Origin of the sequence: Hydrogenimonas thermophila, from assembly GCF_900115615.1 — a bacterium.
Lineage (GTDB): Bacteria > Campylobacterota > Campylobacteria > Campylobacterales > Hydrogenimonadaceae > Hydrogenimonas > Hydrogenimonas thermophila.
The window spans coordinates 1-25,758 of sequence record NZ_FOXB01000005.1 but is presented as its reverse complement, the minus strand read 5'-3'; the positions used below and the strand labels follow the sequence as shown (position 1 = coordinate 25,758).

Sequence of the window (25,758 nt, the reverse complement as noted above, 5' to 3'; positions counted from 1 at the left end):
TAAATAAATTTGTATATAGGGAAAAGTATTTTTAGAAAAACATAAATATGTTACTCTATTTTTTATAACTTTTTTCTATATAAAGTTTAAATATTGTTGCCAAAAAGATCCCTGTTCCATCAGCTAAAATATCAAAAAATGAACTCTCTCTGTTTGGAATGAAGTGTTGAACAACTTCAATAAAAATGCCTATAAAAAGCATCCAAAACCATACCAGTTTAAAACCTTTTTCGTATGCATATATAAACAGATTTGTAAGTACAAAAAATGCCAATGTATGCTTATATTTGTCAGCATTTTCAAACTCTGGTCCAACACTAACATTTGGGGCAAATGCAAGATAAAAGATTACAATTAGAGTTAACCAAAACAAAATCTTATATAGATTTCTGCAATGTGCAGATGGCTTAGTTACCAAATTTTTAATATGCAAACAATCCAAAAAACTCATCAATAAATCCTGTTAAAAATTTTTAGAAATATACCATAAAACTCAATAATTGATACTGTTTCTTAAGTTAACCTTTACTTAACAGTGCAATGTTAATATTTCACTTTGAGTTTAATTCACGGAGTAAAGTTATGAAAAAAAGCTATCTACTGGCAGGACTTGTACTATTTTCTTCTATTGCAGCGGCTGAAGAGATCTCGTTAGATACCATTCGGGTAGAGTCTTCAACTATTGAAGATATAGCAACCGACAAAAGAACCGAAAGTTCTACTGTAAATATCATAGATGAAGAGACTATAGAAAAGATTGATCCTAAAAATATAAATGAACTTTTACAGACAGTTCCGGGAATTACTGCGGATCTTAGGAATGGTGACATTGTTGAAATCCACATTAGAGGTATAGCACAACAAGAGTTTATGTGGGAAGATACTGGAGTTGCAATAGTTATAGACGGTGTTCCTGTACTTCAAAATGGAGGAAAAGTAAAATTCAATCTTGATGAAATTGAATCGATTAAAGTTATTAAGGGAAGTGCTAGCTATCTATATGGACAAAATGCTCTTGCTGGAGCAGTAATTATTACTACTAAAAAAATTAAAGATAAAAATGGCTTTGAAGTAAAAGCTGAAGCAGGTAGCGAAGAGTACAAAAACATTAAAGCAAATGTATATAAAGGGACAGAGGCCTACTCTTTTAATATTGGAGCAAACTATAGATATGATGGTGGATATTGGGATAGAACTGAAAATGAGACGAAATCTGTCAATGGTAAATTTCAATACTACATCGATGATATGAGTGATATTACTGTAGGAGTTGATATTACAAGAAAATATGAAGAGAGTGACAGAGGAAGTGTTACCGGTGTAACTGCAGCAGAAACAAATCCAACTGGTACAGATGGAGATTGGCCTTGGAATCATGACTATTATACAGATTTAGATAAGTATTTCATTACTTATAGTAAAGATTTTGACAATGGGGCAAACTTAAAAATTAATTCATACTACTATAAAGATTTATATGATTATGAATCTACTCCGTATGATAACACTGGAGATGGAAATGATGACTACTATGCTAAAGATAATAATGAAGATATAAAACAGTATGGCGTAAAAACTGAATTTAGAGGAAAAAAAGATAAATTAGCATATATGATAGGTGTAGATTTAGGGAAAAGGAAATCAGAAGATTACTCTTATACAAAAAAAGATTATACTGATAGCAGAGGATATGATCAATATGCTGGCGAATGGGAAGATGAATTACTAACTGAAAATAATTATGGAGTTTACGGAGAAACTAAATATAAAATTACTAATAATTTTACAACAACAATTAACTTAAGATACGACATAAATAGATATAAATATGAAGAAAATGCATATTCATTTAGCAGTCGCTCATCTTCTTGGGAATATGATAGTTTTGATGAAACTAAAACTTATAGAAATACAACATATAGAGCTGGAGGAGCATATAATATAAATAAAAATAACACACTATATGCAAATATCTCAACAGGATTTAGAAACCCAAGAATTAAAGAGTTATACAATGGTGAATTAGGTTGGGGAAGTGCTGAGAATAATTTTGATTTAAAAACAGAAAAAACTATTACCTATGAAGTTGGAATGAAAGGAACCACATTTCTTAAAGCAGAATATGAAGCTTCTATTTTTGTTACAGATACAAAAGATATTATAAGTAAAGTTGATGGAACATATAATTGGGATAGTGACTTTTATGATAATGTAGGAGATGCAAGAAACAGAGGTTTTGAACTAAGTTTAAAAGGGAAAGCTAAAGAAAAATTTTCTTACAGTATCGCTTATACATATCTTGATGCTTATTATACTTCACACTTGCCTTTTACTGTTGATATATATGCTGATGCTGATAATGACGGAAAAGATGATGATAATGGAGAAAATATTACCTATGACATTACAGGCAACCAACTTCCAAGAGTACCTCATCATAAAATTGATTTAATTGTAAATTATAAATTTTTACCTAAATGGAACTTGATGACAGAACTTTATGCTCAAAGTAAGTACTATGCAGATGAGACAAACCTTATAACAATGCCTGGCTATGGAAAAGTAAATATGAGAGTAGATTATAAGCCTATAAAAAATCTCGAATTCTTTGTAAAAATAGATAATATTTTAGACAAGCAATACTACAGAACAGTATATCTATATAGTGATAAAAATAAAGATGGCAAATTCGATGCAGAAGATGCAAGCATCACAGTTGATCCGGGTAGAGTCTTTTATGCAGGTTTGAAATATCGCTTTTAAGTCTCAAACCCTATTTTCGGGGATAGGACTTTAGTCCTATTATATTTTTCAAAGAACTCAATTTATGGGACTTAAAGTCCCAACCCCTGATAATTGCCGAGACTTCTGTCTCGGTGTAAAAACTTAAAAAAGAGGGTCTGCTATGGTCAACTTCATAAAACGTGATGGCAACGATCTATTTAAAAACCGTTTTTTCCGTTTTATTTTTAAGAATAAAAAGTTTGTTTTTACTCTACGCATATTGGTTGCATTTCTCTTTTTCTATGCCATATTTATGGGATTTTACAACCCTTCTAAAGAGAATATCTTCACAACAGCTCTATTTTGGGGAATATTTTGGCCACTTTTTATTGTAACTACCCTTCCAACCTTTGGACGCATTTTTTGCGGTATCTGTCCACACGGATTTCTTGGCAGATACATTACAAAAATCGGTTTGAAAAAGAGTATGCCAAAGTGGATGCAGAACCGTTTTATTGGGGTTATGCTGCTCTTTCTTGGATGGTGGGGTGTTTACTACATTTTCCCTGGAGTTTACCGTACACCTTTAGGAACTGCAACACTCTTTTTAGTAATGACGATTGTTGCTTTTACCATCTACTATCTTTACAAAGATATGAGTTATTGCAAATATATCTGCCCGATCGGTACGGCACTAAGAGGCTATAGCAAACTCTCTTTTACACAGTTTAGATCTTACAATAAAGCCTGCTCGGAGTGTAAAACTTTTGATTGTGCAAAATCTTGCCCTTACGGTTTAAGCCCTTTTAATTTCAATAAAAAGAGCTCTATGAATGACTGTACTCTTTGTATGGAGTGTTCACACTCTTGCGAAGCTATAGGCTTTAAGTTTGTAAAACCGGGCAATGCCATCTACCAAAAGTTTAAAACTCTAAAAGCAGAAGTTTGGGTATTTATACTTATTTTAGCCGCTATACCAATATCTATGGCATTTCACCATGGACTTGGTAGAAGCAACATAGGCGATCAGATGATATGGGTTAAAACAGCAGAGTTTTTTAAAGGGTTCATAAACTTTGGATCAATCGATCCTATTGGACTTTTTGCTTTTCTTTATGCAACACTCTTTACCGTAGCATCTGCTGTTATTGGAATGTGGATTGCATCCAAAATTTTGAAAAAAGATTTTAACACAGTCTTTTACACACTTGGTTACGCCTTTGCACCACTCTTTATTTTAGCTTCTATGGCCCACGCTTTAGAGTTTTTCTTTACATCAAACTCTGCTAGGATTGTTGAGGGATTTGCGTGGGGATTTGGAATGGATGTAGATGTAGATCCTCTTGCAAAGCGTGGTGACAAGTGGTTGATGTTCTTTCATATGTTTCGGTGGATAGCCGTTATTTGGGCATTTTATATTCTTTACAAGCGAATGGCATACATAGATGCACCTAAAAAGAGAAAGATTTTGGCTTATCCATTTGCAAGTCTGCTCATTATCTTTTTTATAGGTGTAAATCTTTACCGTAACTATGTGATAGATACATACGGCAGAAAAGCCCACCACAGAGGTGGAATGCATAACAGCAGATCAGTTGGTATGGTACCGGGACAAAACATAGAAATACCAAAAATTAAAGTCTCTATAAAAGATATTGTCTGGTTTACTGATCGTTTGCCGGTAAAAAATCCAAAAGCTTCAATGAAAAGTATGGGGCATCGAAGAGGAAATTTATATTTAAAAAAACTCTATTTGGTAAGCGGTACTCTACAACAACCTGCTTGTGTTGCCAATGTTAAAGGTACATTCTATACAGTAGACAGTAACAACAGCCTAAAAAGAGTAAAACCAAAATATAACGGGTGTGCAACAGTTGAACTAAAAATGTCTGAAAATGGATACTACAAAGCTTACTATCTGCAAAAAGAAAAGAGATATATCCGTATAGCAAAGTATGAATACAAGCATTTCAGACATGGCTCAAACAGAGAATCTTTAAATAAATTAAAACCTGAAACAGTAACAGAAATACCATTTGACATTATTCGCTTAAAATCAAAAGATGAGAAACCATACTATAGAGAGCAAAGCGGTGACAAAATCACTTTTAAAGTAGTCAAAGATGGAAAACCTATAAAAGGTGCTGAAGTTACAATAACCACAGAGCTTGGCTGGCAAAAGCATTTAGTAACTGGTAGTGACGGTACTGTCTCATTTAGACATATTAAAGATCACTTTGACAATGGTAAAAGAGTAAACAGATATTTTAGAGAAAACTACATTATAGCGGCATACTATAAAAGCAGTGACGGTAGAGAGTATGTCATAACGCAAACAAGTCAGTTTATGCCTTCAAGAAGTGAGTACCAATCTAAAGGTTATGCACTAATTATAGCAATAATTTTACTCATAGCCCTTGTAGGAGGAGTTGCAATCTATAGATATAGAACTCACAAACCTTTTAAAGAGGTGATTTTAGATGAGTAAACTGTATGAGAAGATTCAAAAGTTAGATATTCGTAAACTGAGATTTTGGATACAGCTTTTAACATTTATTCTATTTGTCTATGGCGGCTATCTTGCCATAGATTTTGGAAGGGAACTTCCTATATTTTCTTGTGGATATAATGAAGAGAAAGGTGGAATGTGCTACTTTATGCCACTGCAACACCAACTTGCAAGACCATATGAGAGACTCTTTAGTTTTGCAAGTATCGGTGTTTTAACAGCTTTTTTAACCTTTTTAGTATGGTTTATTATCTTTAACAAAGCTTGGTGCGGTTATGTCTGCCCGTTAGGAACTTTGCAAGATTGGATAACAGCAATAAGAAAAAGATTACATATTCCATACAGCAGTTACAGCGAAAATACATATAGACATTTAAAAAAGATCAAATATATTTTTCTCTTTATTGTCCTGATTTTTCCACTTCTTCTTGGATCTGGTATTTTAGATGGTGAGTGGAGAGGTGCATTTTGTAAAATGTGTCCCGGAAGACTCATAACACCAATGTTTACCGGCGATTTCAGCCAATGGAGCATAGACTTTTCAAGCAATACCGCCATATTTTTAACAGCATTTGGCATTGCATTTACCATACTCTTCTTTGTAGGTTCATTTCTAAAAAAACGTTTCTTCTGCTTCTTTTGTCCAATGAGTGCAATGCACTACATTTTAAGCCCTTTGGCAATTTTAAAACTTAAAAAGTCAGGAGACAAATGCACAAAGTGCGGAGACTGTTACAGAGTCTGCGATATGCAGATAAAAGATATTGCAGATGATGTAGAGAGTACAAATATTTTACGAGATGACTGCATACTCTGCTTAAAGTGTGTAGCGGCTTGTCCAGAAGAGGATGCCCTGCGTTTAGACATTGTCAATATGGCACTGTTTCGCTCTACAAAAGGTGGGTTTGCAAAACGTATGGGTTTTGAAGGAGAGTTTGATGCAAAAAAATGATACACCTAAAAAGTCTCAAAAAAGAGCAAGAAAGATAGAAGACTTTAAAGCCCGTCACAAACGTCACAAGGCGATGGAAGCTGTTAAAGTGTTAGATGAGATCAAGTATGGTTTTGCAGATCCTTTAGAGTCTATGAACTACTTTTATGATCTGTTTGATAAAGTCTATTGTCAAGATAACAAAGAGGTTGTAAATAAACCTGTCATAGGAACGCTTTGCATTCAAATTCCTTATGAAATCATCTATGCGTTAGATGCTGTTCCTCTGCGCCTTTGCAACGGTCACCATACAGATGAGCAAAACGGTGGTGAATTTATGCCGGCTAAATCATGTTCGCTTGTAAAAGCAACACTTGGAATGCTTCAACAAAAGAGTTTTCCTTTTAGAGATAGAATAGATTTAATTGTTCATCCGACTACTTGTGATCAAAAAACAAAATCTATCTCTACCGTTGAGGAGATGGGATATGATGTTTACCATATGGAGTTTCCAAGGGTAAAAGAGAGTGAAGAGAGCAGAGAGTATTGGCGACGCTCTGTTAGAAAATTTACAAAAGATCTATCTAAAGAGCTTGGACAAAAACTTACAAGAAAAAGAGTTAAAGAGGCAATAGTCAAAGTAGGTAAAGCTCAAATAGCTTATCACCGTTTAAATGAGCTTAGAAAACTTGAATCAGTACCGATTCTTGGGAAAGATATATTTCTTATTACCAATGCATTCTTTTTTGATGATATTGAGCGTTGGACAGAGATGACCATCAAAGTTTGCGAAGAGGTTGAACAAAGGGCAAAAGATGGATTTAATGCTGCAGGCAGAAGATCACCTAGAATACTCTATACAGGCTCACCTCCAGTCTTTCCAAACTTGAAACTTCCATTGATGATAGAGCAAGCAGACGGAATAATTGTAGCTGACGAAAGCTGTTCTGCAAATCGCCTATTTAACGATATGGTCTCTGTAGATGAGTGGTTTTTGTACGATATGGTCGATGCTATTGCAGACAGATACCTAAAAGGATGCACCTGCCCTATTTTTACAAGAAATGATGATAGAAAAAGGCGACTCAAAGAGTTGGTAGAGGCATATAACATTGATGGTGTGGTCTATCAATCATTTGCAGGATGCCAAGTTTATGAGATGGAGCATCGATCTATTCAACAAGAGATGGAAAAGATTGGTATTCCTATGCTATATGTCGAAACAGATTACAGTCCTGGTCAAGGCGGGCAACTATCTACACGAATAGAAGCTTTTATAGAGTCAATGAAAGTACGTAAAAGAGGGAGTGTTTAATGTCTTATTATGCTGGTATCGATATAGGTTCTACTGCCATAAAGATAGTCATTATAGATGACAATCAAGAGATTGTAGGTAAAAAAGTTTCCGGAAGCGGAAGTATGTTTTACAAATATGCAAAAGAGAGTCTTGAACAGTTAGTTAAAGATATTGGAATAGAAAGAGATGATATTGCCTATATTGTAGCTACAGGGTATGGTCGTAAACTCTTTAAAGAGGCAGATGAGACAATAAGCGAAATAACGGCAAATGCCATTGGTGCTAAAAAAGCTGGTGAAAAGTTTGGAAAAGTAAGAACTATCATAAACATAGGAGGTCAAGACTCTAAAGCTATCAGTTTAGATGAAAATGGAAATGTTGTAAACTTTGCTATGAATGATCGCTGTGCCGCTGGTACAGGTAAATTTTTAGATGTAGCTGCCGCCAAACTTGAAATTGATGTAGAAGAGCTTGGAGAGTATCACTTTAAAGCAAATGGAACACCACTATCTATAAATAGTACTTGTGCTGTCTTTGCTGAATCTGAAATTATAGGACTGTTGGGTAATGAACACTCAAAAGAGGATATTGTAGCAGGCATACACTTCTCTATAGCAAAACGCATCATACGACTTACTAAAAAAGTAGGCTTGAATGACATTATCTACTTCGATGGCGGACCAGCACTAAATGCTGGACTTGTTGCCGCCATTGAAGATGAACTTGGACGAGAATTGGCAATTCCAAGCTACCCTCAAATTACCACTGCGTTAGGAGCAGCACTAATGGGAACATGGGTAAGTACCTGATCAAAAGTAATCCAGATTAATTGCGAGACTCTTGTGCTTGCACTCTCTGTGAGAAAGTCTCGACCCCTTGTTTGGGGATGGGACTTTAGTCTCAAAAAATTATTGGATTTATTTTGAAGAACTACTTATCTATATAGTTATTAATGCTTTGTTACAAAAGATTTTTAAGTCGGCTTCCGCCGATAAATCTGTCCTCAACAATACATAAAATTTTTCTATCGAAAATATTAAATTTCTTATACATTTGCATCTTTTTTTTCTTAATCTAATGTATAATGATTAAAAAGTATATTTTGATGACTTAGAAAGAGGTTCATTATGAACTTTCAACTTATTAAAGTGTTGAGTATAATTATATGTTTGTCTGCAGCATTGGCAAATGATACAAATAGTTCTATAGATATACTACATAAAAAAGTTAGTAATTTAATTTATGAAACTTCAAGAACCATAGACTCATTTTTTGGTAATAACTATAATGATATAAAAGTAAAAAATGGTTCTTACTTGCAAACTTCACTTGATTCATACATGGAATCAGGGCAATCATTCCAATATCGTTTCAATATAAAATATCGTGTACATCTGCCTAAAACACAAAAAAGGCTAAATCTGATTTTGGAAGATTTTAAAGATACAATCTCAAAAGATCAATCTAACAGTGAAACAGTTTTAGACACTGCAAATAGTAATGATTATATTATAGGACTTCAACTTCAAACTCTTGATACTAAATATACATCAATTACTTATGGGGCAGGTATAAAATTTGGCTCACTATCTCCTGATCCATATCTAACTATAAAACTTAAAAAGAAGCTTTACTTTCCAGCAAACTGGGAATGGACACTATATGAAAAAATAAGATTATATTTAGATGCGGGGGTAGATAATATAATTGGATTTAATCCAATTAGAGTAATAAACCCATACTTAAAACTCTCTTTTCCAAATTTTTACAGATATATAGAAGATTTAAACAATAAAAATGAGATCGTTAACTCTATGGTTTTAGATCAATATATTGGAAATAAGAGTGGATTGAGTTATATTTTTTCAATATATAGCAGTGGGGACTCAGACTCTACATTTAAATTACAATATTACTATACAGGATTGTCATTTATGCATTATTTTGAAAAAAACTGGATTTTTTATCGTATTGAACCAGGGTTAATTTTTAGAGAATCATCCAATTTTGCTACACATGGACGTATTATGTTTCAAATTGGATTAAAGTTTGGAAAAATTGATATTTTTAACAGAGAACAGTTCCAGTAAATAATTTTTCTATACTCTTTTCTTATTATCTTTAACAATATCACTTAAAAGTACTGCTATCCATCTAGTTGAGTCAGAAGTTTCAAGGGCAAATTTTACCACCATAGTCAATGGAACTGCTAAAAGCATTCCAACCTTTCCAAAAACCCATCCCCAAAATACAAGTGATAAGAATACAACAAGTTCAGATATCTCTAAACCTTTACCCATGATTTTAGGCTCTAAGATATTTCCAATAACCACATTTATGACTATAAACCATCCTGCTATCCATAAAGCATCTGCATAACCTTGAGTAGCAAGAGCAATAAGAACAGGAGGAATTGCTGCTATAATTGAACCTATTACAGGAATAAAATTCAGCATAAAACCTCCAAGACCCCATAGCAGTGGATATGGAACATCAAATGAATATAGTACAGCTGAAATCCATATACCTGTTAATAAACTGGTAAATGCTTTCAATGTAAAATAGTGATTTAGTTTCTCTGTAAAAAGATCTATTCTATGTGCTAACCCTGGTGATCCATTCTTTTCTAAATACTCTATTTTTGTTTTTATAGAGAATGATTCTAATAACATAAATACAACGGTGAAAAATATAAGAAATGAATACGATAACATCATAGAAGCATTTTTAACAATAGAAAGAGCAAAAGTAAAAATTCTTTGTGGCTGAAGCATTGAAAAAAATAGTTCTTGATCTATATCTATACCAAGATCTTTTAAATGCATTATCCATAGTTTTAGATTTTCAACCATCAAAGTTTGCCAATGCTCAGAATTTTTAAACAAATCTGCCATTTGACTTGTTATTAAACCAGAGATTGAGATAAATAATAGAAAAACAAAAATAATGACCATAAAAAAAGCCACCATTTTAGGAATGCCTTTTTTTATAAGCCATCGCAATAGTGGCATTAAAAGAAGTGATATAAAGATAGATAATAAGAATGGAACAATCAAAGAGGCAGAATACTTTAATCCTGCAATTATAACTACTATAGAAGCCAATGCAACAATTGTATGATAGACTGATGTTTTTGTCATAGGCTTACTTCATTTTCCACTTCACCCAATATGGGCGAAGTAGATTTTTAAATTAGTTAAAGATAGAGATTAAAACACCTGCTGCAACTGCAGAACCAATAACACCTGCAACGTTTGGACCCATTGCATGCATTAAAAGAATATTTCCAGGTTTAGCATCCATACCAACTTTGTTTACAACCCTTGCTGCCATTGGAACTGCAGAAACTCCAGCAGCACCAATAAGTGGGTTAATAGGTTCTGACGAAAATTTATTCATCAATTTAGCCATTAAAACACCTGCCGCAGTACCTACAGCAAATGCAACAAGACCAAGAATTAAAATTCCAAGAGTATCACCTACAAGGAACTTCTCTGCTGCAAGTTTTGAACCAACACCAAGACCTAAAAGAATTGTAACTATGTTGATCAAAGCATTTTGCATTGTATCACTTAGTCTGTCTACAACACCTGACTCTTTTGCAAAGTTACCAAATGTAAATGCACCAATAAGAGGTGTTGATTCTGGTAATAAAAGAATACTAAGACCAAGAACGATTAATGGTAAGAAAAGCTTTTCAAGTTTATGTACTTTTCTTTGTTGCTTCATAACAATGACACGTTCACTCTCAGTAGTCAATGCCTTCATAATTGGAGGCTGAATAACAGGAACAAGTGCCATATATGAGTATGCAGCTACAGCAATTGCACCCAATAAGTCAGGAGCAAGCTTACTTGCTATAAAGATAGATGTCGGACCGTCAGCACCACCAATAATTGAGATTGCCGCACAATCTTGAAGTGAGAAATCAAATAGTGGTGTAAATTGGCTAAGTGCTGCTGCACCTACCAACGTTCCAAAAATACCAAACTGAGCCGCACCACCAAGAAGTGCTGTTTTAGGGTTTGCAAGCATAGGACCAAAATCTGTCATTGCCCCAACACCCATAAAGATAAGTAGCGGGAAGAACTCATTTGCTATACCGGCATTGTAAATTACTCCCAAAAATCCGTGATCGCCAGTCATATTTGCCATTGGAATATTAGCTAAAAGACCACCAAATCCTATTGGAATCAGTAAAAGAGGCTCAAACCCTTTTGCAATAGCGAGGTAGAATAGTAGAAGGGTAATACCTATCATAATAATACGACCCCAAGTTTGATGGAATGAGCTTACCTTCTCTTCCTCGCCATTTACAACATTATCTTGAGGTGTTGTAAATGCATAAATACCTGTAGTCTTATAGAATGATTTCAACAGTTCCCAGATACTTTTATCATGATTCTCTGCTTGTTGAGCACTTTTTGTCACTTCAGTTGTATGTGAAGGTGATGCTGCATGTTCGCTAGCAACAGCATTACCTGCAAAAAGTGCAAAAAACAGCAGCAGACCTGCTATGATACTTTTTTTCATACTTAAAAATCTCCTTTTTCCTGAAGAAACTTCAGTAAAAACATTATTGAAATTTGCTCCCAACAAAGCTGCTGCTTTGAAGGGAAAACTTATGCATTACTACTCTACCAATGCTAGAATCTGCCCCTCTTGTACTGCTTGATTTGTAGAAACATTAATTTTAGCAATTCTTCCTGCTTTAGGAGATGGAATATCTATCTCCATCTTCATTGCTTCAAGAATCATAATTACTTCACCCTCTTCTACAGTATCACCTGGGTTTTTAATAATTTTCCAAACATTACCAGGTACTTGAGCTGTAACTTCTGTTAAACCTGGAGCATTTTCTGCAGGAACTTCAGCTTCTGATGCAGGAGCAGGAGTGCTTGCAGCCTCTTTTACTACAATTTCACCTTCACCTTCAGCAACTTGAACATTGAACTTCTGACCATCAACTATAACTGTATATACACCTGTTGCGCTACTCATAGATCCACCTTCTTTTTTATTTTCTTCTTCTTGATCTTTTTTACGTACCATTAATGGTGACTCGCCTTTTAAGAAAGCGATTCCTTTCTTATCGCAAGCAGCTGCGATAAAGATATTCTCTTCTGTTGTTTCAAGTCCCTCATCTTCTAGAACTTTTTTCCAATGAGCGATTGACTTAGTTTCATCACGATCTGCTATGTCTAAAGGATTCTCTTTTGTTGGCTCAAGCTTAAGCTGTTCTGCCGCAATCTTTACAACTTCTGGATCTGGTTCAGTAGGTGTTTTACCAAAATATCCAAGAACCATACGTCCATAACCAGGAGCTATCTTCTTCCAAGGACCAAACATTACGTTATTGAACGCTTGTTGCCAATAGAACTGAGACACTGGTGTTACAGATGTACCATAACCACCTTTTTCAACAACTTCTTGCATAGCACGGATTACTTCCGGATATTTATGCAAGATTCCACTGTCTCGCATCATTTGAGTATTTGCAGTTAATGCTCCACCAGGCATTGGAGAGAATGGAATTAGAGGAGAAACTTGTGTAGCTTCAGGTGGAATAAAGTAATCTTTCAAGCAGTCAGCTAATACTTCTTCATACTTAAGTACTTTCTCTAGCTCTAAACCACCAAGATCATATTCGCTACCTTTAGTTGCGTGAAGCATTGTAAGAATATCTGGTTGGCTTGTACCACCGCTAACAGGATGAGCTGCCATATCTATACCATCTACACCTGCTTCTAGAGCTGCAAGATAACAAGCAACACTAACACCTGCTGTTTCGTGTGTATGAAGGCGGAGATGTGTTCCTTCAGGAAGAAGTTTACGAGCCATTTTAATAGTTTCGTAAACTTTGTTTGGATTAGATGTACCACTTGCATCTTTAAAGCAGACACTGTCAAACGGTAATCCTGAATCTAAAATACGTCTCAATACTTTTTCATAGAAATCTGCATCATGTGCACCGTAACATCCAGGAGGAAGGTCCATGATAGTTACAACAACTTCATGCTTAAGACCATGCTTTTTAATACACTCGGCACTATATGCTAGGTTATCTACGTCATTCAAAGCATCAAAGTTTCGAATTGTAGTTGTACCATGCTTTTTAAATAGTTTGGCATGAAGGTCAATCATTTCACGACTACCGGTATCTAGCATAACCGTATTGATCCCTCGTGCCAATGTTTGAAGATTTGCTTCTGGACCTACAGTTTCACGGAACTTGTCCATCATGTCAAATGCATTTTCCTGTAAATAGAAGAAAAGGCTCTGAAAACGTGCACCACCACCAAATTCAAAGTGAGTAATACCCGCTTCTTTTGCTGCTTCTACCGCCGGAAGAAAATCCTCCATAAGGACACGACCGCCGAAGACAGACTGAAATCCATCACGGAAAGTTGTATCCATTACATCGATATACTTTTTCTTTTTCGCCATAAGGTTCCTTTGAAATCTTTATTTGCCGAGATTTTTATGGTGCTGAATAGCTGCAATCACAGCAGCAACCTTCTTCTTATCAAGCCCAGATGATTTATTGCCAGCTGGTTCAGCCGGTTTTTCAGGGAAATATTTGGCAATCAGTTTTGCTTGAAGTTGCAAAACCAAAACCATAGTGTAAAGAAATACAAATACGATTCCCATTCCAAGAATCATATACTTGAAGCTTTCTGCTACCATGTTTTCCATTGTAAACCTACCTTATTGTAGTATTCGATAATTTTAAAACAGTTTTACTTTTAAAAGATTGAATATTGCATATTTTTTCTATTTAAAGAAAGCCTTTGTAGCGATATTGCTCAATTTGGGAGATATTACCAATTACACCGCCACTGTGAACATATAGTATTGGCTTTTTAAGAGTATTGTAGCTATCTAGTAATTCCAGCCACATTTTAGGTGCATAAACAAGATCAAACTCTATTCCAGCATCTTTTAAAGAAGCCCAGACATCAAGGTACTCCTTTTTAGGTTTTGCAAATGGATGTTTAGGTAAATTCCCTAAAATTTCAGGAAGATTCTCTCCATCTGGTTCAAGACTTTTCCATTGAGAAATAAGTGTATCTCTGTCTCCTACTACAGGTGTAGTAACTACGGAAATCTCTTTAGGCAAATATTGTCTTAAATAAAGAGCTGTAGTTCCTGTACCACTTGGAGTAGCTACACTAAAAGAGTCTATACCATTCTCTCTTTTCCAAGATAAAATCTCTTCAGCTAAAATGCGTACACCCTCTTTTGCCAATTTACATGCACCACCTTGCGGAACAAAAACTGCATCTTCAGAAATGTTACTACGAACCCTGTTTATATGATCATAAAACTCTAAATGTGGAATCTCTACTATTTTCATACCAAGCTCTAGTGCCAACTTTAAATTTCCACTAGGAGCATCTTTTAACCACTTTGGCATCTTCTTCACATAGTAGATAAACTCCCAACCTTTTAAATCGCACAAATAGGCAATGGAGAGCATTGCATTCGATTGAGCACCGCCAAAACTAATGAGTGTAGAAAATTCTTTAGGATCAGTTTGTAGTAATGGGTAGAGTTTTCGTAACTTGTTACCGGAAAAACGCAAATCTATGAGTTCATCACGTTTGACGAACCACTCTTTGCCTTTCCAAAAAAATTGATCCACCCGAGAGGGTGGAAAGTTAATCTTAGTAGCGATCAACGCAGTTTAAGTCTTCAAAAGCAACTTTAAGTCTTTCGACCATAGACTTTTCACCTTCACGCAACCACTTTCTAGGATCATAATATTTCTTATTTGGTTTATCTTCACCTTCAGGGTTACCTATTTGTCCTTGTAGATAGTCATGATACTTCTCTACATACCCTTTTACACCAGCCCAAAATGCCCACTGGGTATCTGTATCGATATTCATTTTAATTACACCATAGCTGATTGCATCACGAATATCTTTTAGTTCAGATCCGCTTCCTCCGTGGAAAACAAAATTAACAGGCTTACTTTCTGTCTTAAACTTCTCTTCAATATATTTTTGAGAGTTGTCAAGAATCTCAGGACGTAAAACTACATTTCCAGGTTTATAGACTCCGTGTACATTTCCAAATGATGCTGCAATTGTAAAACGATCGCTAATTTTGCTCAACTCTTCATAAGCATAAGCTACCTCTTCAGGCTGAGTATAGAGAAGTTTGTTATCAACATCTGTATTGTCAACACCATCCTCTTCACCACCTGTAATACCAAGCTCTATCTCAAGAGTCATTCCCATCTTGCTCATTCGCTCAAGATATGCTTTACAAGTCTCAATATTCTGCTCAAGTGGCTCTTCACTAAGATCAATCATATGTGAACTAAAAAGAGGTTTACCTGTCTTTTCAAAATGCTTTTCACTTGCTTCAAGCAGTGCATCGATCCAAGGTAAAAGTTTGCGTGCAGCATGGTCGGTATGTATAATAACAGGAACTCCATAAGCCTCTGCTAGCATATGAATATGTTGTGCTCCGCTTATAGCACCTAAAACTGCTCCTTTTTCAGAATCAAGCCCTTTTCCAGCATTGAAAGCTGCACCACCATTGCTAAACTGAATGATGATTGGAGAGTTAACCTCACGCGCAGCTTCCAAAGCTGCATTAATAGAGTTACTTCCTACTACATTAACAGCAGGAAGTGCAAACTCATTTGCTTTTGCTATCTCAAAAATTTTCTGAACATCATCTCCAGTGACAACACCAGGCTTTACAAAATCTGAAATTTTAACGCCCTTCATACTTACTCCTCATAAAATTACTGATATTTAATCTTTGCTTTAGATCTAAGACCTTTAGCAATCTCTTGTATTTTATCTTTAAATTTTTCCATTTTCAGATTTTGTTTAATTCTATCTTTTACCTGTTCAAAAGGAACAGTTTGTGCTGGGTTTTTCTCTTCAACATAGATAATATGGTAACCAAATTGTGTTTTAACAGGTTGTTTTGTAAATTCTCCTGCTTTTAGAGCAAATGCTGCATCACTAAATGGTTTAACCATTTGACCACGACCAAATGTTCCCAAATCACCACCGCGTGATGCACTTGGTCCAGTAGATTTAGTTTTTGCAAGCTCTTCAAATTTTGATTTTAGTTTAGACTTAGGAGTTTTGCTCAACTCTTCAATAACTTTTTTTGCTTCTTCTTCTGTTTTTAAAAGAATATGGCGAGCATGAACACTCTCTGGACGCTGGAATGAATTTTTATGCTCTTCATAAACTTTTTTTGCCTCTTTGTCACTTACTTGGATCTTATCAAGCTCTTTTTTCATCCATATATCAAGTGCAAGCTTCTTTTTAAGCTTATCAAGAGCTTCTTTATACTCTTTACTTTTTTCTATTCCACTTTTAAGTGCTTTTTCTTGAAGAAGTTGTTGCTCAATTATTTGATCTAAAACTTTTTTCTTAATGTCATCAGGAAGTGCATCATATGTTGTACGCGCACCCATAGAGTTAAGTACTGTTTGGACATCCTCTTTTGTTATCTTGTGACCATTAACAGTTGCCAATGTGTCTGCAGCTGGAAGAGAAAGAGCCAATGTTGCGGCACTTAAACCTGCTAAAATAATTTTTTTCATCTTTTTCCTTTTGTGATTGAGTTAAGAAATTGTACTAAAACATTGATTAATAAAAGTTAATCACTCCATATTGTGATAAACATTTTGGACATCATCATCTTCTTCCAACATATCTATTAGTTTCTCAACTTTTACAGCAGTCTCATCATCAACATCTATTGTATTTGTAGCAACCAAACCTACTGAACTTTCCAATATGTTTACACCAACTTTTTCAACAGCTTGTAAAAGAGTATCAAAATCTGCAGGTTCGCTCTCTATGACTAAAACCTCATCAAACTCTTTAATGTCACTAGCACCGTTATCTAAAGCAGCTTCCATAACTTCATCATCTTTGTCACTTCTCTCTACTGTTATGATACCCTTTTTTTCAAACATCCAAGAGACACTTCCACTTGTACCCAAACTTCCGCCAGATTTGTTAAATGCGTGCCTAACAGATGCAACAGTGCGGTTTTTGTTATCAGTCATAGTTTCAACCATTATCGCTACACCACCTGGACCATAACCTTCATAGGTAATCTCTTCATAGTTAACACCCTTTAGATTACCAGTTGCTTTGTCAATGGCTCGTTGAATATTTTCAGCTGGCATAGAGACAGCTCGAGCGCGCTCAATTGCCAAACGCAAAGCTGCATTTGTATCTGGATCGCCTCCTCCAGCTTTTGCCGCAGTAGTTATGTCACGAACAGCTTTGGTAAAAAGTTTGCCTTTTTTAGCATCCTCTTTAGCTTTAATATGCTTAACTTTCGACCATTTGTTATGACCTGCCATAAACATTCCTTCTTATAAAGAATTTGAGCGTATTATACCTTTTATAAAATATAATTTTGTTGATTAAACACTTTTTACTCAAACATCTCTTTAACATCAACTTCCATATCAAAACACTCTATTTCCATCTTATCATCAATGCCATAACACCCTATATAGTGATATTTTTTACTCTTTAAAAGGAACTTGTCTACTGTTTTTGCTTCTGGGTCAACTAAAAAATAGTTTAAAACTCCACACTGCTCGTAAAGATCTTTCTTTACTGTTTTATCTTTGTATGCTGTTGATGGACTTAAAACTTCAAATATAGCACAAGGAAGCTCTTTTTCATTGCAGTAAACTAAAATATCTGGCTGAACTACATTTATACTACCTGCACACTCTAGTTTTAAGTCAAATGGAGCAACTCTTGGAAAACAATTTGTCTCTTTCTTTAAACTTTTAAAAAAAGATGCAATATTTAAAACAACATCTTGATGAATAGCACTAGCACCTGCCATTGCATATATATGACCAAAAATCAGCTCATATCTCTCATTTTCCGGTGTTGTCTGGACAATTTGTAGATAATCTTCATAACTATAATTCGCTAACTCTCTTGCACCCATCTCATCATCCTTTTAAAGAGTACGATTTTTGCACTATTCTATCTAAAAGCTCTATTTTATGTCAAAATACACAAAAAGTTTTTTTGACGGAGATTTTTATATGAAACTTGCAACAAAAAAAGAGATTGAAGAGATTAAACAACGTTTTTTAGAACACTACCCTGACTCTGTTACTGAACTTAACTATAAAAATCTGTATGAACTTCTAATAGCCGTTATGCTCTCAGCACAATGTACAGATAAACGTGTTAACATAATTACACCGGCACTTTTCAAAGCATATCCTGATGTCTCATCACTAGCAGTTGCAGAGCTTGATGATGTAAAAGAACTTATTAAAACTTGCTCTTTTTTTAATAATAAAGCTAAAAATATTATAAAAATGGCTCAAATGGTGATAGAAAAATACAATGGAGAGATACCTCTAGATGAAAAAGAGCTTGTTAAACTTCCTGGTGTTGGACAAAAAACTGCAAATGTTGTAATGATTGAATACACCGGTGCAAACTTAATGGCAGTTGATACCCATGTCTTTCGTGTTGCTCACAGGTTGGGATTGAGTAAGGCTAAAACAGTAACGGAAACAGAAAAGGATCTTGTTGAAAAATTCAAGACAGATTTGCATCGCTTACATCAGGCAATGGTTCTGTTTGGGCGTTACATTTGTACAGCTAAAAACCCCAAATGCGACAAAGATTGTTTTCTAACAGATCTTTGTAAAAGCAAAGAGAGTTTTAAAGCTAAATGATTAAATCTTCTTCTTGAAGATTTTAATTAAATCGATTTTGTCTGTTTTTACCAAATCTTTTTTTACTCCTAAAAAAAGAGTCTCTTTGGCAGATTTAGACACCTTTTCCAAAATCTGATCATAAACTGTTTCTGAAGCTCCTAAAAACCATTTTTGCACCTTACCCTGAGAAACAGTTTTAGATATATCCTTTGCAACTGTCTTTATAATATCCTCTTCAATATTTTTAATAAGCTCATGATTTTCACCTTGATTACCACCTTTAAACCTACCTGCTTGATCACTCACTAAATCATGAACTTTCCAGTGAGAAAGAAGATAATCTTTAGTCTCTATCAAATCAAGTTTAATATTTTCACTTTTTGAATCTGCCTCAGCCTCTAAATCACGTGGAGCAGCTCTATATATTTTCATCTCTCCCAAATCACTTACAATTACAATGTCACCAACTCTCATTGGGTCTCCTTTTTTTCATATGAGACCCATAATATCTTATTATTGTGGAACCTATATGTCCTTAATGACTTGTTCTATAATATTCAATACCTTAAAAACAGAATCAAGATCAACACGCTCACGATCTGAATGCGGATCAAGGATAGTTGGACCAATAGATGCAATTTTTAAATTTGGATATTTTTGGGCAAAAAGAGCACACTCAAGTCCGGCATGAATAGCTGCATATGATGCGTTAGATACCTTTGTCTTACAACATTCAAGAACTTTTTCACTAAATTCATTTACTACCGGGTCCCAAGCAGGATATTTTCCATCAGTTGTACAAGAGTAACCAAGTAATTCCCACCAGGCGACTGTTTGCATAGTAAGTGATGCAAGAGTATCATTGGACATTGAGCGTCCAGATAGCGATATGCAAATCTCATCTTCAATCTTTACTGTTGCAAGGTTTATACTTGTATGAGGTAAGCCAAGAGAAGTGTTCCACTCTCTAACACCATGTGCAAAAGATAAAAGCTCTGTAGCAATTTTTTTACCATCTTTCAAAATTTTAGCAGGTCGATTTGAAAGAGGAGTTGCTGGTACATAACTGTTTTTATTATTAAGAGCTATTCCATCAGGCAACCATACAATAGCTTCAGCGTATCTTGGTATAGAGTTTATACGCTCTCCACCCTTTATATTAGCAACTCTCATTTCAGGATTTTCATAAATTACTCGACAAAGTTCTGTTATGGCATTTGGAATATTGTCTGCTATATTGACACCTGAGTGTCCACCAGGTCCGCTAGATTCCAGCAAAAACCAATTTCCATCCTCCGGGGCACTCTCCCACTCCAAAGCCTTTTTAACAAAAATATCTTCTCCGCCTGCACAACCTATGTATACTTTTCCCAACTCTTCACTGTCAAGATTTAGCAAGTATGGCGTATTTATACTCAAAGATAGTGCCTCTGCTCCTATAAGTCCTATCTCTTCATCATTCGTAAACAAAAAGTCTGCTTTAGTATTGTTTTGTATCAAAAAGAGCATCATTGCAACACCTATGCCATTATCTGCACCAAGTGAACTATCTTTTGCAAACATCCACCCATCTTTTTCAATTGGTTCAATATTTGGAGCATGTCCTATGCATACCATGTCATAGTGAGCTTGCAGTGTAACTTTAGCTTCTTTGGCTCTTACCATTATATTGCCTGCATCATCTGTTTCAACACTGTAGCCAAAGCTTTTAGAAAAAGAGACTATAAAATCTTTTAACTCTTTTGTATTACCACTGCAATGAGGTATTTTACAAATATCTTTAAATATATCAATTACATTTTGCATTTTGACTCCCAGTAAATTTATAACCTGAGTTTTAAGATATGAAAGTATATAATAAAACCTATGAATAAAATTTGCATTTACATAATATTTATATTATTGTTACTATCATTACAAGGGTGTATATATTTCCATGAAGAAGGAAATGGCATTCATCGATTTGGTGTAAGTACTCATAAGTACAGAGATTGCGTCGAGTATTATGATGCTGCCGGAGTTTATCATCGTGACTGTAATGAAGATGTAATAGAGTATGGTTTTACACCTACTATTCAAATAACTATTGGTGAATAATAAATTTAAATACTCTCTATATTTTCCATAGGCTTTCCTATATAGTAACCTTGTATAAAATCGATACCCATATTTTTTACTTCTTCCATTATCTCTTTACTATCTACATATTCAGCTATAGTTTTCAGTCCTAATTGATGAGCAGTCCAAACAATAGATTCAACAACAACTTTACTGTTTTTATCTTTACTAATATTACGAATTAATGAACTATCAATTTTTATATAATCTATGTTTAATCTTATTACATAGTTATAGTTAGAGTAGCCACTTCCAAAATCATCTATTGCTATCTTAGCTCCTATCTCTTTTGCTTCTTTGATAAATTCACTAATTAAATCAAACTCATCAATCTCTTCTGTCTCCAAAATTTCAAATATTACACGATTTGGCTCAGGAAAAGATTTAAGTAACTCCAAAATATAATTTTTTGTAGGAAGATCTGCTATATCTTCCATAGACAAGTTTAATGAAAACTCATACGGTTTTTCTCTCATATAAGTCATTGCTTTTAAAACAATTGTTCTAGTCATTTTTAAATATAAACGAGAGTGTTTAGCAGCACTCATAAATTCGCCAGGTGAGTAGATAGTGCCATCTTCACCTTTAATACGTACTAGCGTTTCAAATTTTCTTGGCTTATCAAGTCCTACCTCCAAAATAGGTTGAAAATATGTAAGGATTCTATCATCTTCAAAAGCTTCTTTTAATTTTTTTGTCCACTCAAGCCTATCTCTATATAGCTCATTCTTACCCTCATTTTCATCTTTGTCACTCATAAATTCAATAGGTCTATTATTATCTTTTGCAAGTTGAAGAGCTATTGAAGCTTTTTCTATCAACCTTTTTTTCCCTTTTCCTATACCACAATGAACAGAAATGTATATTTCCCCACCTTCATAATCAATAGGTTCATAATTAATCTTTTCAAGAAGCTCAAGAAGCTCAAAAAGATCTATATCTCCCTCTTTTATCCAAACAATTTCATCACCACCAAGCCTAAATACTTTTCCTGATTCATCTATAGACTCAACTATTCTTTCAGCAAGAGAACAAATAACAAAATCACCTACTTCATAACCGTAAAAATCATTTAAATCTTTTAATCTATCTATATTAAATAAAACTGCTGTAGGAGAGTCTATATCTTTTAAATAGTCTCGTAAAGCCATAAAATTTGGTAAACCTGTAAGCGTATCTGTATATGAGTTTTTAATAGATTTATCATAATAGAAACGTATTCTTGAAATTAAATGGTTAAAAACTGCCACCATTTTTCTTATTTCCAATATTTTACTGTCAATTGTAATGTTTTGATCTATTTTATTACTTTGAGCAATTTGTTCCATTTTCTGAGTAAATCTAGTTATTGGATCTACCATTTTTTTTGTAATTACATAGTAAAATACAGCGAATATTATTATAATAAAAATCAATAAGAAGATTAAAAAGTATGTTATCATTTGATTTAAAGGTATAGATATGTCATCAGATGAGAACTTGATATCAAGTACACCATTAACATCCCCTATTTTTGTATTATAGTGACAGCTTATACACTCTTTTTTTACTTTTATCGGATAAATAAATCTAACTTCAGAACCATCATTGTTAATATAAAAAACCTCTTCTCCATTCATAGCTTTCTTAATTAAAGAATCAGATTCAACAACTCTTTTTTCATCTTTATATTCACCAAAAATTTCTGCTACTTTTCTACTTCTGTAAGACTTTATAGTAAGTCCTTTATGCATTCTATTTAATCTATTTATAATTTTTTCAAGATCCTTTTTTCCCCATCCCTCTTGCATCTTTACCATCATAATTTCAAAAATAAATTCACTTCGTTGCTTTGCATCATTTTGAGCTAAATTTGTTAAAGCTATCTCTTTTATTAATAAACTAAACAATATACCAGCAAATAGACTCAAAAATAGTAGAAATATAATTATTCTTAAAGCTAATTTTTTATTTGAAAGAAATTCATTCATAATATTTGCTCACTCCAAATTATTTATTATCCTAAATTTTTAGTTAATTTATTTAATTATATTGATAACAAATTTTTAATTAATAGTGCCTGAAGCTTTCCTGCCTCTTATATTACATATGTTAAAATAAAACCTTTGATTATTTTGTCTAAAATAGTACCTAATACAATATTTCCACACAGTTAAACCATTTTTGATAAAAAAATAAAACTTTTATTTATTGATTACAACTCTATATATTAATAATAAATTATTATATTATAAATATCGTTTTAGTTAAGTATAATATATCTTAAACTATCTATAATTAGCTATTTTAAATTGTAATTTTGTATAAATTCATAAATAAAATTTTAATTAGAAAACTACATATATTTAAGAAGAATTAAATAAAAAATACCGTTTAATTATGCTTGTGTTAGTAATCATGAAAAAAATAAGGATAAGGATATAACTTATGAATAAACACTCTATCTTTTTTGAGTTTAACTTAAAGCTCTTATATGTAAATATTGCTACAACTATAATTTTTGTATATATAAATAAAGATCAAGACATTATACAACTATTGGCAGAACACTCTATTGTAGCAATTTTAATACAAGTAGCAGCTTTTTTACTATTAAAAAAATATATCCTTACACCACTTAATAATATGAAGGCTATTGCAAAAGATTTAGCAGATGGAGATGGTGATTTAACAAAGAGGCTCAATATACATTCTAAAGATGAAATTGGTGAAGTCTCTCAATATATTGATCTGTTTATAGAAAAAATTCAAAGCACTGTTAGTGAAGCAAAACACTCTGCTAATGAAAATAGTACTATTTCATCAAAACTATCTATCATTTCAAATAATATTGAAAAGAAGACTGAAGAAGAGTTGAATATTATTAATGAAGTAAAATCTAGCGGCTTGCAGATGCAAAAATCACTTGAAGAGTCAGTAGCAATGGTTGAACAGACAAAAAAAGATTTAGAAAGTGCAAATGAAAGTTTAGACAAGGCAAAAGAGGATATTTATTCTATGGTATCAAATATCCAGACAAGTGCAGAAACAGAATCAATTTTATCAGATAAACTTAATCAACTGTCGAATGATGCTGACCAAATAAAAGGAATTTTAAATATGATCAGCGAAATAGCAGAACAAACAAATCTTCTTGCATTGAATGCTGCTATTGAAGCTGCTCGTGCAGGAACACATGGACGAGGTTTTGCAGTAGTTGCAGATGAAGTCAGACTACTTGCCGAACGTACACAAAAGAGTCTCGTAGAGATAGATGGCACTATCAGCATTATAATTCAAGGTATAAATGATGCAACTCAGCAAATGGTTAAATTTACTGAAAATGTACAAAATATGTCTGATAAGTCAAAAAATGTAGAAGTAAAAATAAATAATGCAACAAAATTAATGCAAACATCATACCAAACTGCAGATGCATCATATTCAAATGCATTAAGCCTGCAAAATGATACTAAAAAAATTGTAGAGAGTATAGAAACTATAAGTGAATACTCTATTTCAAACAATAATGGAGTAAAAGAGATAAATAGACTTACAGATAGCTTGAAAAATATGGCACAAAGTCTTACAGTTAAACTAAATCAATTTAGAACCTAATAAATACTTGTTATTTAAATCATAGACTCAAATAATATTTAAGTTAACTTTGACTAGAATTGTTATTCAATTGTTATTCATATGTCTGTATCAATAGTCAAGCATATTATTTAAGATAATGAAAAACTTTATTATGTAAAAAAGGGAAATAGTTATGAATCTACTATCAAAACTTACAATTAAAGGTAAAATGATCTTATTGATTATATTACCAACATTATCACTTCTATATTTTACAAGTGGTGATTTGAATGAGCATTTTAAATTTCAAAACAAGGTAGAAAAAGTCAAAGAGCTAGTTACACTAAGTGAAAAGCTTAGCCAACTAATACACGAAACACAAAAAGAGCGTGGAGCCAGTGCTGGATTTGTTGGAAGTAAAGGAAAAAAATTTGTCTCAAAGCTTCCTAAACAGAGAAAACTTACAGATAAACGTATTAAAGAATATCAAATACTTTTATCTTCCATTGATTTATCAAAATATTCACCTGAATTTAAACAGAAGCTTGATTTACTCAACAATGACTTAAAAAAGCTAAAAATAGCCCATTCCGATACTAAGGAATACTTTTTGCTATAAAGCCAAAAAAGTATATTTATATCGGGAGAAAAAATGGAGCCAGAATTATTGAAAATTTTAAAAGAGCATATATCAGAACAGGCAAGACCACAGGGGAGACAGTATAGTTTGCCGGTAATAATGTTTTTATCGATAATAGCTATATTAATGGGAGCAAAGAATCCAATAGAGGTATATAAATGGATGAAAGCAAACGCTAAAAGGAAGGAGATAAAAAAATTACTAGGAGTAGAGTTTATACGAATACCTGGGAGATCAAGATTATATGATTTTTTTGAGATAGTAGATAAAGATGAATTAGAGACAGCTT

General features: G+C 33.6%; 24 protein-coding genes. 11 read left to right on the top strand and 13 right to left on the bottom strand.

What is annotated here, in order from left to right; all coding sequences use genetic code 11:
- Positions 1–55: 55 nt before the first annotated feature.
- On the bottom strand, positions 56–451 hold the full coding sequence (locus BM227_RS02740; RefSeq protein ID WP_092910955.1) for a VanZ family protein: 396 nt from the start codon (positions 449–451) through the stop codon (positions 56–58).
- A gap of 131 nt (positions 452–582) precedes the next feature.
- Here BM227_RS02740 and BM227_RS02735 point away from each other — a divergent pair, with 131 nt between their 5' ends.
- The 6 genes from BM227_RS02735 (at position 583) to BM227_RS02710 (ending at position 9,551) form a co-directional block, all read left to right on the top strand.
- Positions 583–2,763: a TonB-dependent receptor gene (locus BM227_RS02735; protein ID WP_177201960.1), complete on the top strand. Its 2,181-nt coding sequence runs from the start codon at positions 583–585 to the stop codon at positions 2,761–2,763.
- A gap of 142 nt (positions 2,764–2,905) precedes the next feature.
- A complete protein-coding gene (locus BM227_RS02730) occupies positions 2,906–5,212 on the top strand; it encodes a 4Fe-4S binding protein (protein WP_092910952.1) in 2,307 nt (768 codons plus the stop codon).
- Positions 5,205–6,185, top strand: a complete 981-nt coding sequence (locus tag BM227_RS02725) for a 4Fe-4S binding protein (protein ID WP_092910950.1) — start codon at positions 5,205–5,207, stop codon at positions 6,183–6,185. Before BM227_RS02730 ends, BM227_RS02725 begins: the two co-directional genes overlap by 8 nt.
- Positions 6,172–7,479, top strand: a complete 1,308-nt coding sequence (locus BM227_RS02720; RefSeq protein ID WP_092910948.1) for a double-cubane-cluster-containing anaerobic reductase — start codon at positions 6,172–6,174, stop codon at positions 7,477–7,479. Before BM227_RS02725 ends, BM227_RS02720 begins: the two co-directional genes overlap by 14 nt.
- Entirely contained in the window at positions 7,479–8,270 is a 792-nt protein-coding gene (locus tag BM227_RS02715) for an acyl-CoA dehydratase activase (RefSeq protein WP_092910946.1), read from the top strand. Before BM227_RS02720 ends, BM227_RS02715 begins: the two co-directional genes overlap by 1 nt.
- Positions 8,271–8,588: 318 nt before the next feature.
- Positions 8,589–9,551 (top strand): hypothetical protein, encoded by a 963-nt coding sequence (locus BM227_RS02710; protein WP_092910944.1) that lies wholly within the window; start codon positions 8,589–8,591, stop codon positions 9,549–9,551.
- Positions 9,552–9,560: 9 nt separating this feature from the next.
- Here BM227_RS02710 and BM227_RS02705 read toward each other — a convergent pair whose 3' ends face one another.
- From BM227_RS02705 to BM227_RS02665, 9 genes are all read right to left on the bottom strand, one after another.
- Positions 9,561–10,601, bottom strand: coding sequence for an AI-2E family transporter (locus BM227_RS02705; RefSeq protein WP_092910942.1), 1,041 nt, complete (start codon positions 10,599–10,601; stop codon positions 9,561–9,563).
- Between the two features lie 52 nt (positions 10,602–10,653).
- Complete coding sequence (locus tag BM227_RS02700; protein ID WP_092910940.1) at positions 10,654–11,994, bottom strand: sodium ion-translocating decarboxylase subunit beta; 1,341 nt, start codon at positions 11,992–11,994, stop codon at positions 10,654–10,656.
- Positions 11,995–12,093: 99 nt separating this feature from the next.
- Positions 12,094–13,908 (bottom strand): biotin/lipoyl-containing protein, encoded by a 1,815-nt coding sequence (locus tag BM227_RS02695; protein ID WP_092910938.1) that lies wholly within the window; start codon positions 13,906–13,908, stop codon positions 12,094–12,096.
- 18 nt (positions 13,909–13,926) lie between these two features.
- Complete coding sequence (locus BM227_RS02690) at positions 13,927–14,157, bottom strand: OadG family protein (RefSeq protein ID WP_092910936.1); 231 nt, start codon at positions 14,155–14,157, stop codon at positions 13,927–13,929.
- 82 nt (positions 14,158–14,239) lie between these two features.
- Positions 14,240–15,106 carry a 1-aminocyclopropane-1-carboxylate deaminase gene (locus BM227_RS02685; RefSeq protein ID WP_218147903.1) on the bottom strand — a complete coding sequence of 289 codons (867 nt, stop codon included), beginning with the start codon at positions 15,104–15,106 and terminating at the stop codon, positions 14,240–14,242.
- A 22-nt stretch (positions 15,107–15,128) separates the two neighbouring features.
- Positions 15,129–16,205, bottom strand: a complete 1,077-nt coding sequence (gene fbaA / locus BM227_RS02680; protein WP_092910934.1) for a class II fructose-bisphosphate aldolase — start codon at positions 16,203–16,205, stop codon at positions 15,129–15,131.
- A 17-nt stretch (positions 16,206–16,222) separates the two neighbouring features.
- On the bottom strand, positions 16,223–17,041 hold the full coding sequence (locus BM227_RS02675) for a peptidylprolyl isomerase (protein ID WP_092910932.1): 819 nt from the start codon (positions 17,039–17,041) through the stop codon (positions 16,223–16,225).
- 60 nt (positions 17,042–17,101) lie between these two features.
- A complete protein-coding gene (locus BM227_RS02670; RefSeq protein ID WP_092910930.1) occupies positions 17,102–17,815 on the bottom strand; it encodes a YebC/PmpR family DNA-binding transcriptional regulator in 714 nt (237 codons plus the stop codon).
- 74 nt (positions 17,816–17,889) lie between these two features.
- Entirely contained in the window at positions 17,890–18,423 is a 534-nt protein-coding gene (locus tag BM227_RS02665) for a Uma2 family endonuclease (RefSeq protein ID WP_092910928.1), read from the bottom strand.
- A gap of 100 nt (positions 18,424–18,523) precedes the next feature.
- Here BM227_RS02665 and nth point away from each other — a divergent pair, with 100 nt between their 5' ends.
- The gene (gene nth / locus BM227_RS02660) at positions 18,524–19,171 is read left to right on the top strand and encodes an endonuclease III (RefSeq protein WP_092911148.1); all 648 of its coding nucleotides are present in this window, start codon (positions 18,524–18,526) and stop codon (positions 19,169–19,171) included.
- Here nth and BM227_RS02655 read toward each other — a convergent pair whose 3' ends face one another.
- A complete protein-coding gene (locus tag BM227_RS02655) occupies positions 19,172–19,627 on the bottom strand; it encodes a host attachment protein (RefSeq protein WP_092910926.1) in 456 nt (151 codons plus the stop codon).
- A gap of 51 nt (positions 19,628–19,678) precedes the next feature.
- Entirely contained in the window at positions 19,679–20,959 is a 1,281-nt protein-coding gene (locus BM227_RS02650; RefSeq protein ID WP_092910924.1) for a M20/M25/M40 family metallo-hydrolase, read from the bottom strand.
- 60 nt (positions 20,960–21,019) lie between these two features.
- On the opposite strand from BM227_RS02650, the gene BM227_RS12620 reads away from it, so the two are divergent.
- Positions 21,020–21,250: a hypothetical protein gene (locus BM227_RS12620; RefSeq protein WP_143089681.1), complete on the top strand. Its 231-nt coding sequence runs from the start codon at positions 21,020–21,022 to the stop codon at positions 21,248–21,250.
- 5 nt (positions 21,251–21,255) lie between these two features.
- Here the strand turns inward: BM227_RS12620 and BM227_RS02645 are convergent, their stop codons facing one another.
- The gene (locus tag BM227_RS02645) at positions 21,256–23,241 is read right to left on the bottom strand and encodes an EAL domain-containing protein (protein ID WP_092910923.1); all 1,986 of its coding nucleotides are present in this window, start codon (positions 23,239–23,241) and stop codon (positions 21,256–21,258) included.
- A 457-nt stretch (positions 23,242–23,698) separates the two neighbouring features.
- Between BM227_RS02645 and BM227_RS02640 the strand changes: the two genes are divergently transcribed.
- The 3 genes from BM227_RS02640 to BM227_RS02630 all read left to right on the top strand — a co-directional run.
- Positions 23,699–24,868, top strand: a complete 1,170-nt coding sequence (locus BM227_RS02640) for a methyl-accepting chemotaxis protein (RefSeq protein ID WP_092910921.1) — start codon at positions 23,699–23,701, stop codon at positions 24,866–24,868.
- Between the two features lie 154 nt (positions 24,869–25,022).
- The gene (locus BM227_RS02635; RefSeq protein WP_092910919.1) at positions 25,023–25,448 is read left to right on the top strand and encodes a nitrate- and nitrite sensing domain-containing protein; all 426 of its coding nucleotides are present in this window, start codon (positions 25,023–25,025) and stop codon (positions 25,446–25,448) included.
- Positions 25,449–25,481: 33 nt separating this feature from the next.
- On the top strand, positions 25,482–25,758 hold a 277-nt coding region (locus BM227_RS02630), incomplete at its 3' end, for a transposase family protein (RefSeq protein ID WP_143089680.1).

Coding starts and splice junctions, on each gene's coding strand:
- BM227_RS02730 (WP_092910952.1), top strand. CDS start 2,906: ATGGTCAACTTCATAAAACGTGATGGCAACGATCTATTTAAAAACCGT.
- BM227_RS02690 (WP_092910936.1), bottom strand. CDS start 14,157: ATGGAAAACATGGTAGCAGAAAGCTTCAAGTATATGATTCTTGGAATG.
- BM227_RS02695 (WP_092910938.1), bottom strand. CDS start 13,908: ATGGCGAAAAAGAAAAAGTATATCGATGTAATGGATACAACTTTCCGT.
- BM227_RS02640 (WP_092910921.1), top strand. CDS start 23,699: ATGAATAAACACTCTATCTTTTTTGAGTTTAACTTAAAGCTCTTATAT.
- BM227_RS02670 (WP_092910930.1), bottom strand. CDS start 17,815: ATGGCAGGTCATAACAAATGGTCGAAAGTTAAGCATATTAAAGCTAAA.
- nth (WP_092911148.1), top strand. CDS start 18,524: ATGAAACTTGCAACAAAAAAAGAGATTGAAGAGATTAAACAACGTTTT.
- BM227_RS02710 (WP_092910944.1), top strand. CDS start 8,589: ATGAACTTTCAACTTATTAAAGTGTTGAGTATAATTATATGTTTGTCT.
- BM227_RS02665 (WP_092910928.1), bottom strand. CDS start 18,423: ATGGGTGCAAGAGAGTTAGCGAATTATAGTTATGAAGATTATCTACAA.
- fbaA (WP_092910934.1), bottom strand. CDS start 16,205: ATGAAGGGCGTTAAAATTTCAGATTTTGTAAAGCCTGGTGTTGTCACT.
- BM227_RS02700 (WP_092910940.1), bottom strand. CDS start 11,994: ATGAAAAAAAGTATCATAGCAGGTCTGCTGCTGTTTTTTGCACTTTTT.
- BM227_RS02705 (WP_092910942.1), bottom strand. CDS start 10,601: ATGACAAAAACATCAGTCTATCATACAATTGTTGCATTGGCTTCTATA.
- BM227_RS02645 (WP_092910923.1), bottom strand. CDS start 23,241: ATGAATGAATTTCTTTCAAATAAAAAATTAGCTTTAAGAATAATTATA.
- BM227_RS02740 (WP_092910955.1), bottom strand. CDS start 451: ATGAGTTTTTTGGATTGTTTGCATATTAAAAATTTGGTAACTAAGCCA.
- BM227_RS12620 (WP_143089681.1), top strand. CDS start 21,020: ATGAATAAAATTTGCATTTACATAATATTTATATTATTGTTACTATCA.
- BM227_RS02720 (WP_092910948.1), top strand. CDS start 6,172: ATGCAAAAAAATGATACACCTAAAAAGTCTCAAAAAAGAGCAAGAAAG.
- BM227_RS02650 (WP_092910924.1), bottom strand. CDS start 20,959: ATGCAAAATGTAATTGATATATTTAAAGATATTTGTAAAATACCTCAT.
- BM227_RS02715 (WP_092910946.1), top strand. CDS start 7,479: ATGTCTTATTATGCTGGTATCGATATAGGTTCTACTGCCATAAAGATA.
- BM227_RS02655 (WP_092910926.1), bottom strand. CDS start 19,627: ATGAGAGTTGGTGACATTGTAATTGTAAGTGATTTGGGAGAGATGAAA.
- BM227_RS02725 (WP_092910950.1), top strand. CDS start 5,205: ATGAGTAAACTGTATGAGAAGATTCAAAAGTTAGATATTCGTAAACTG.
- BM227_RS02735 (WP_177201960.1), top strand. CDS start 583: ATGAAAAAAAGCTATCTACTGGCAGGACTTGTACTATTTTCTTCTATT.
- BM227_RS02635 (WP_092910919.1), top strand. CDS start 25,023: ATGAATCTACTATCAAAACTTACAATTAAAGGTAAAATGATCTTATTG.
- BM227_RS02675 (WP_092910932.1), bottom strand. CDS start 17,041: ATGAAAAAAATTATTTTAGCAGGTTTAAGTGCCGCAACATTGGCTCTT.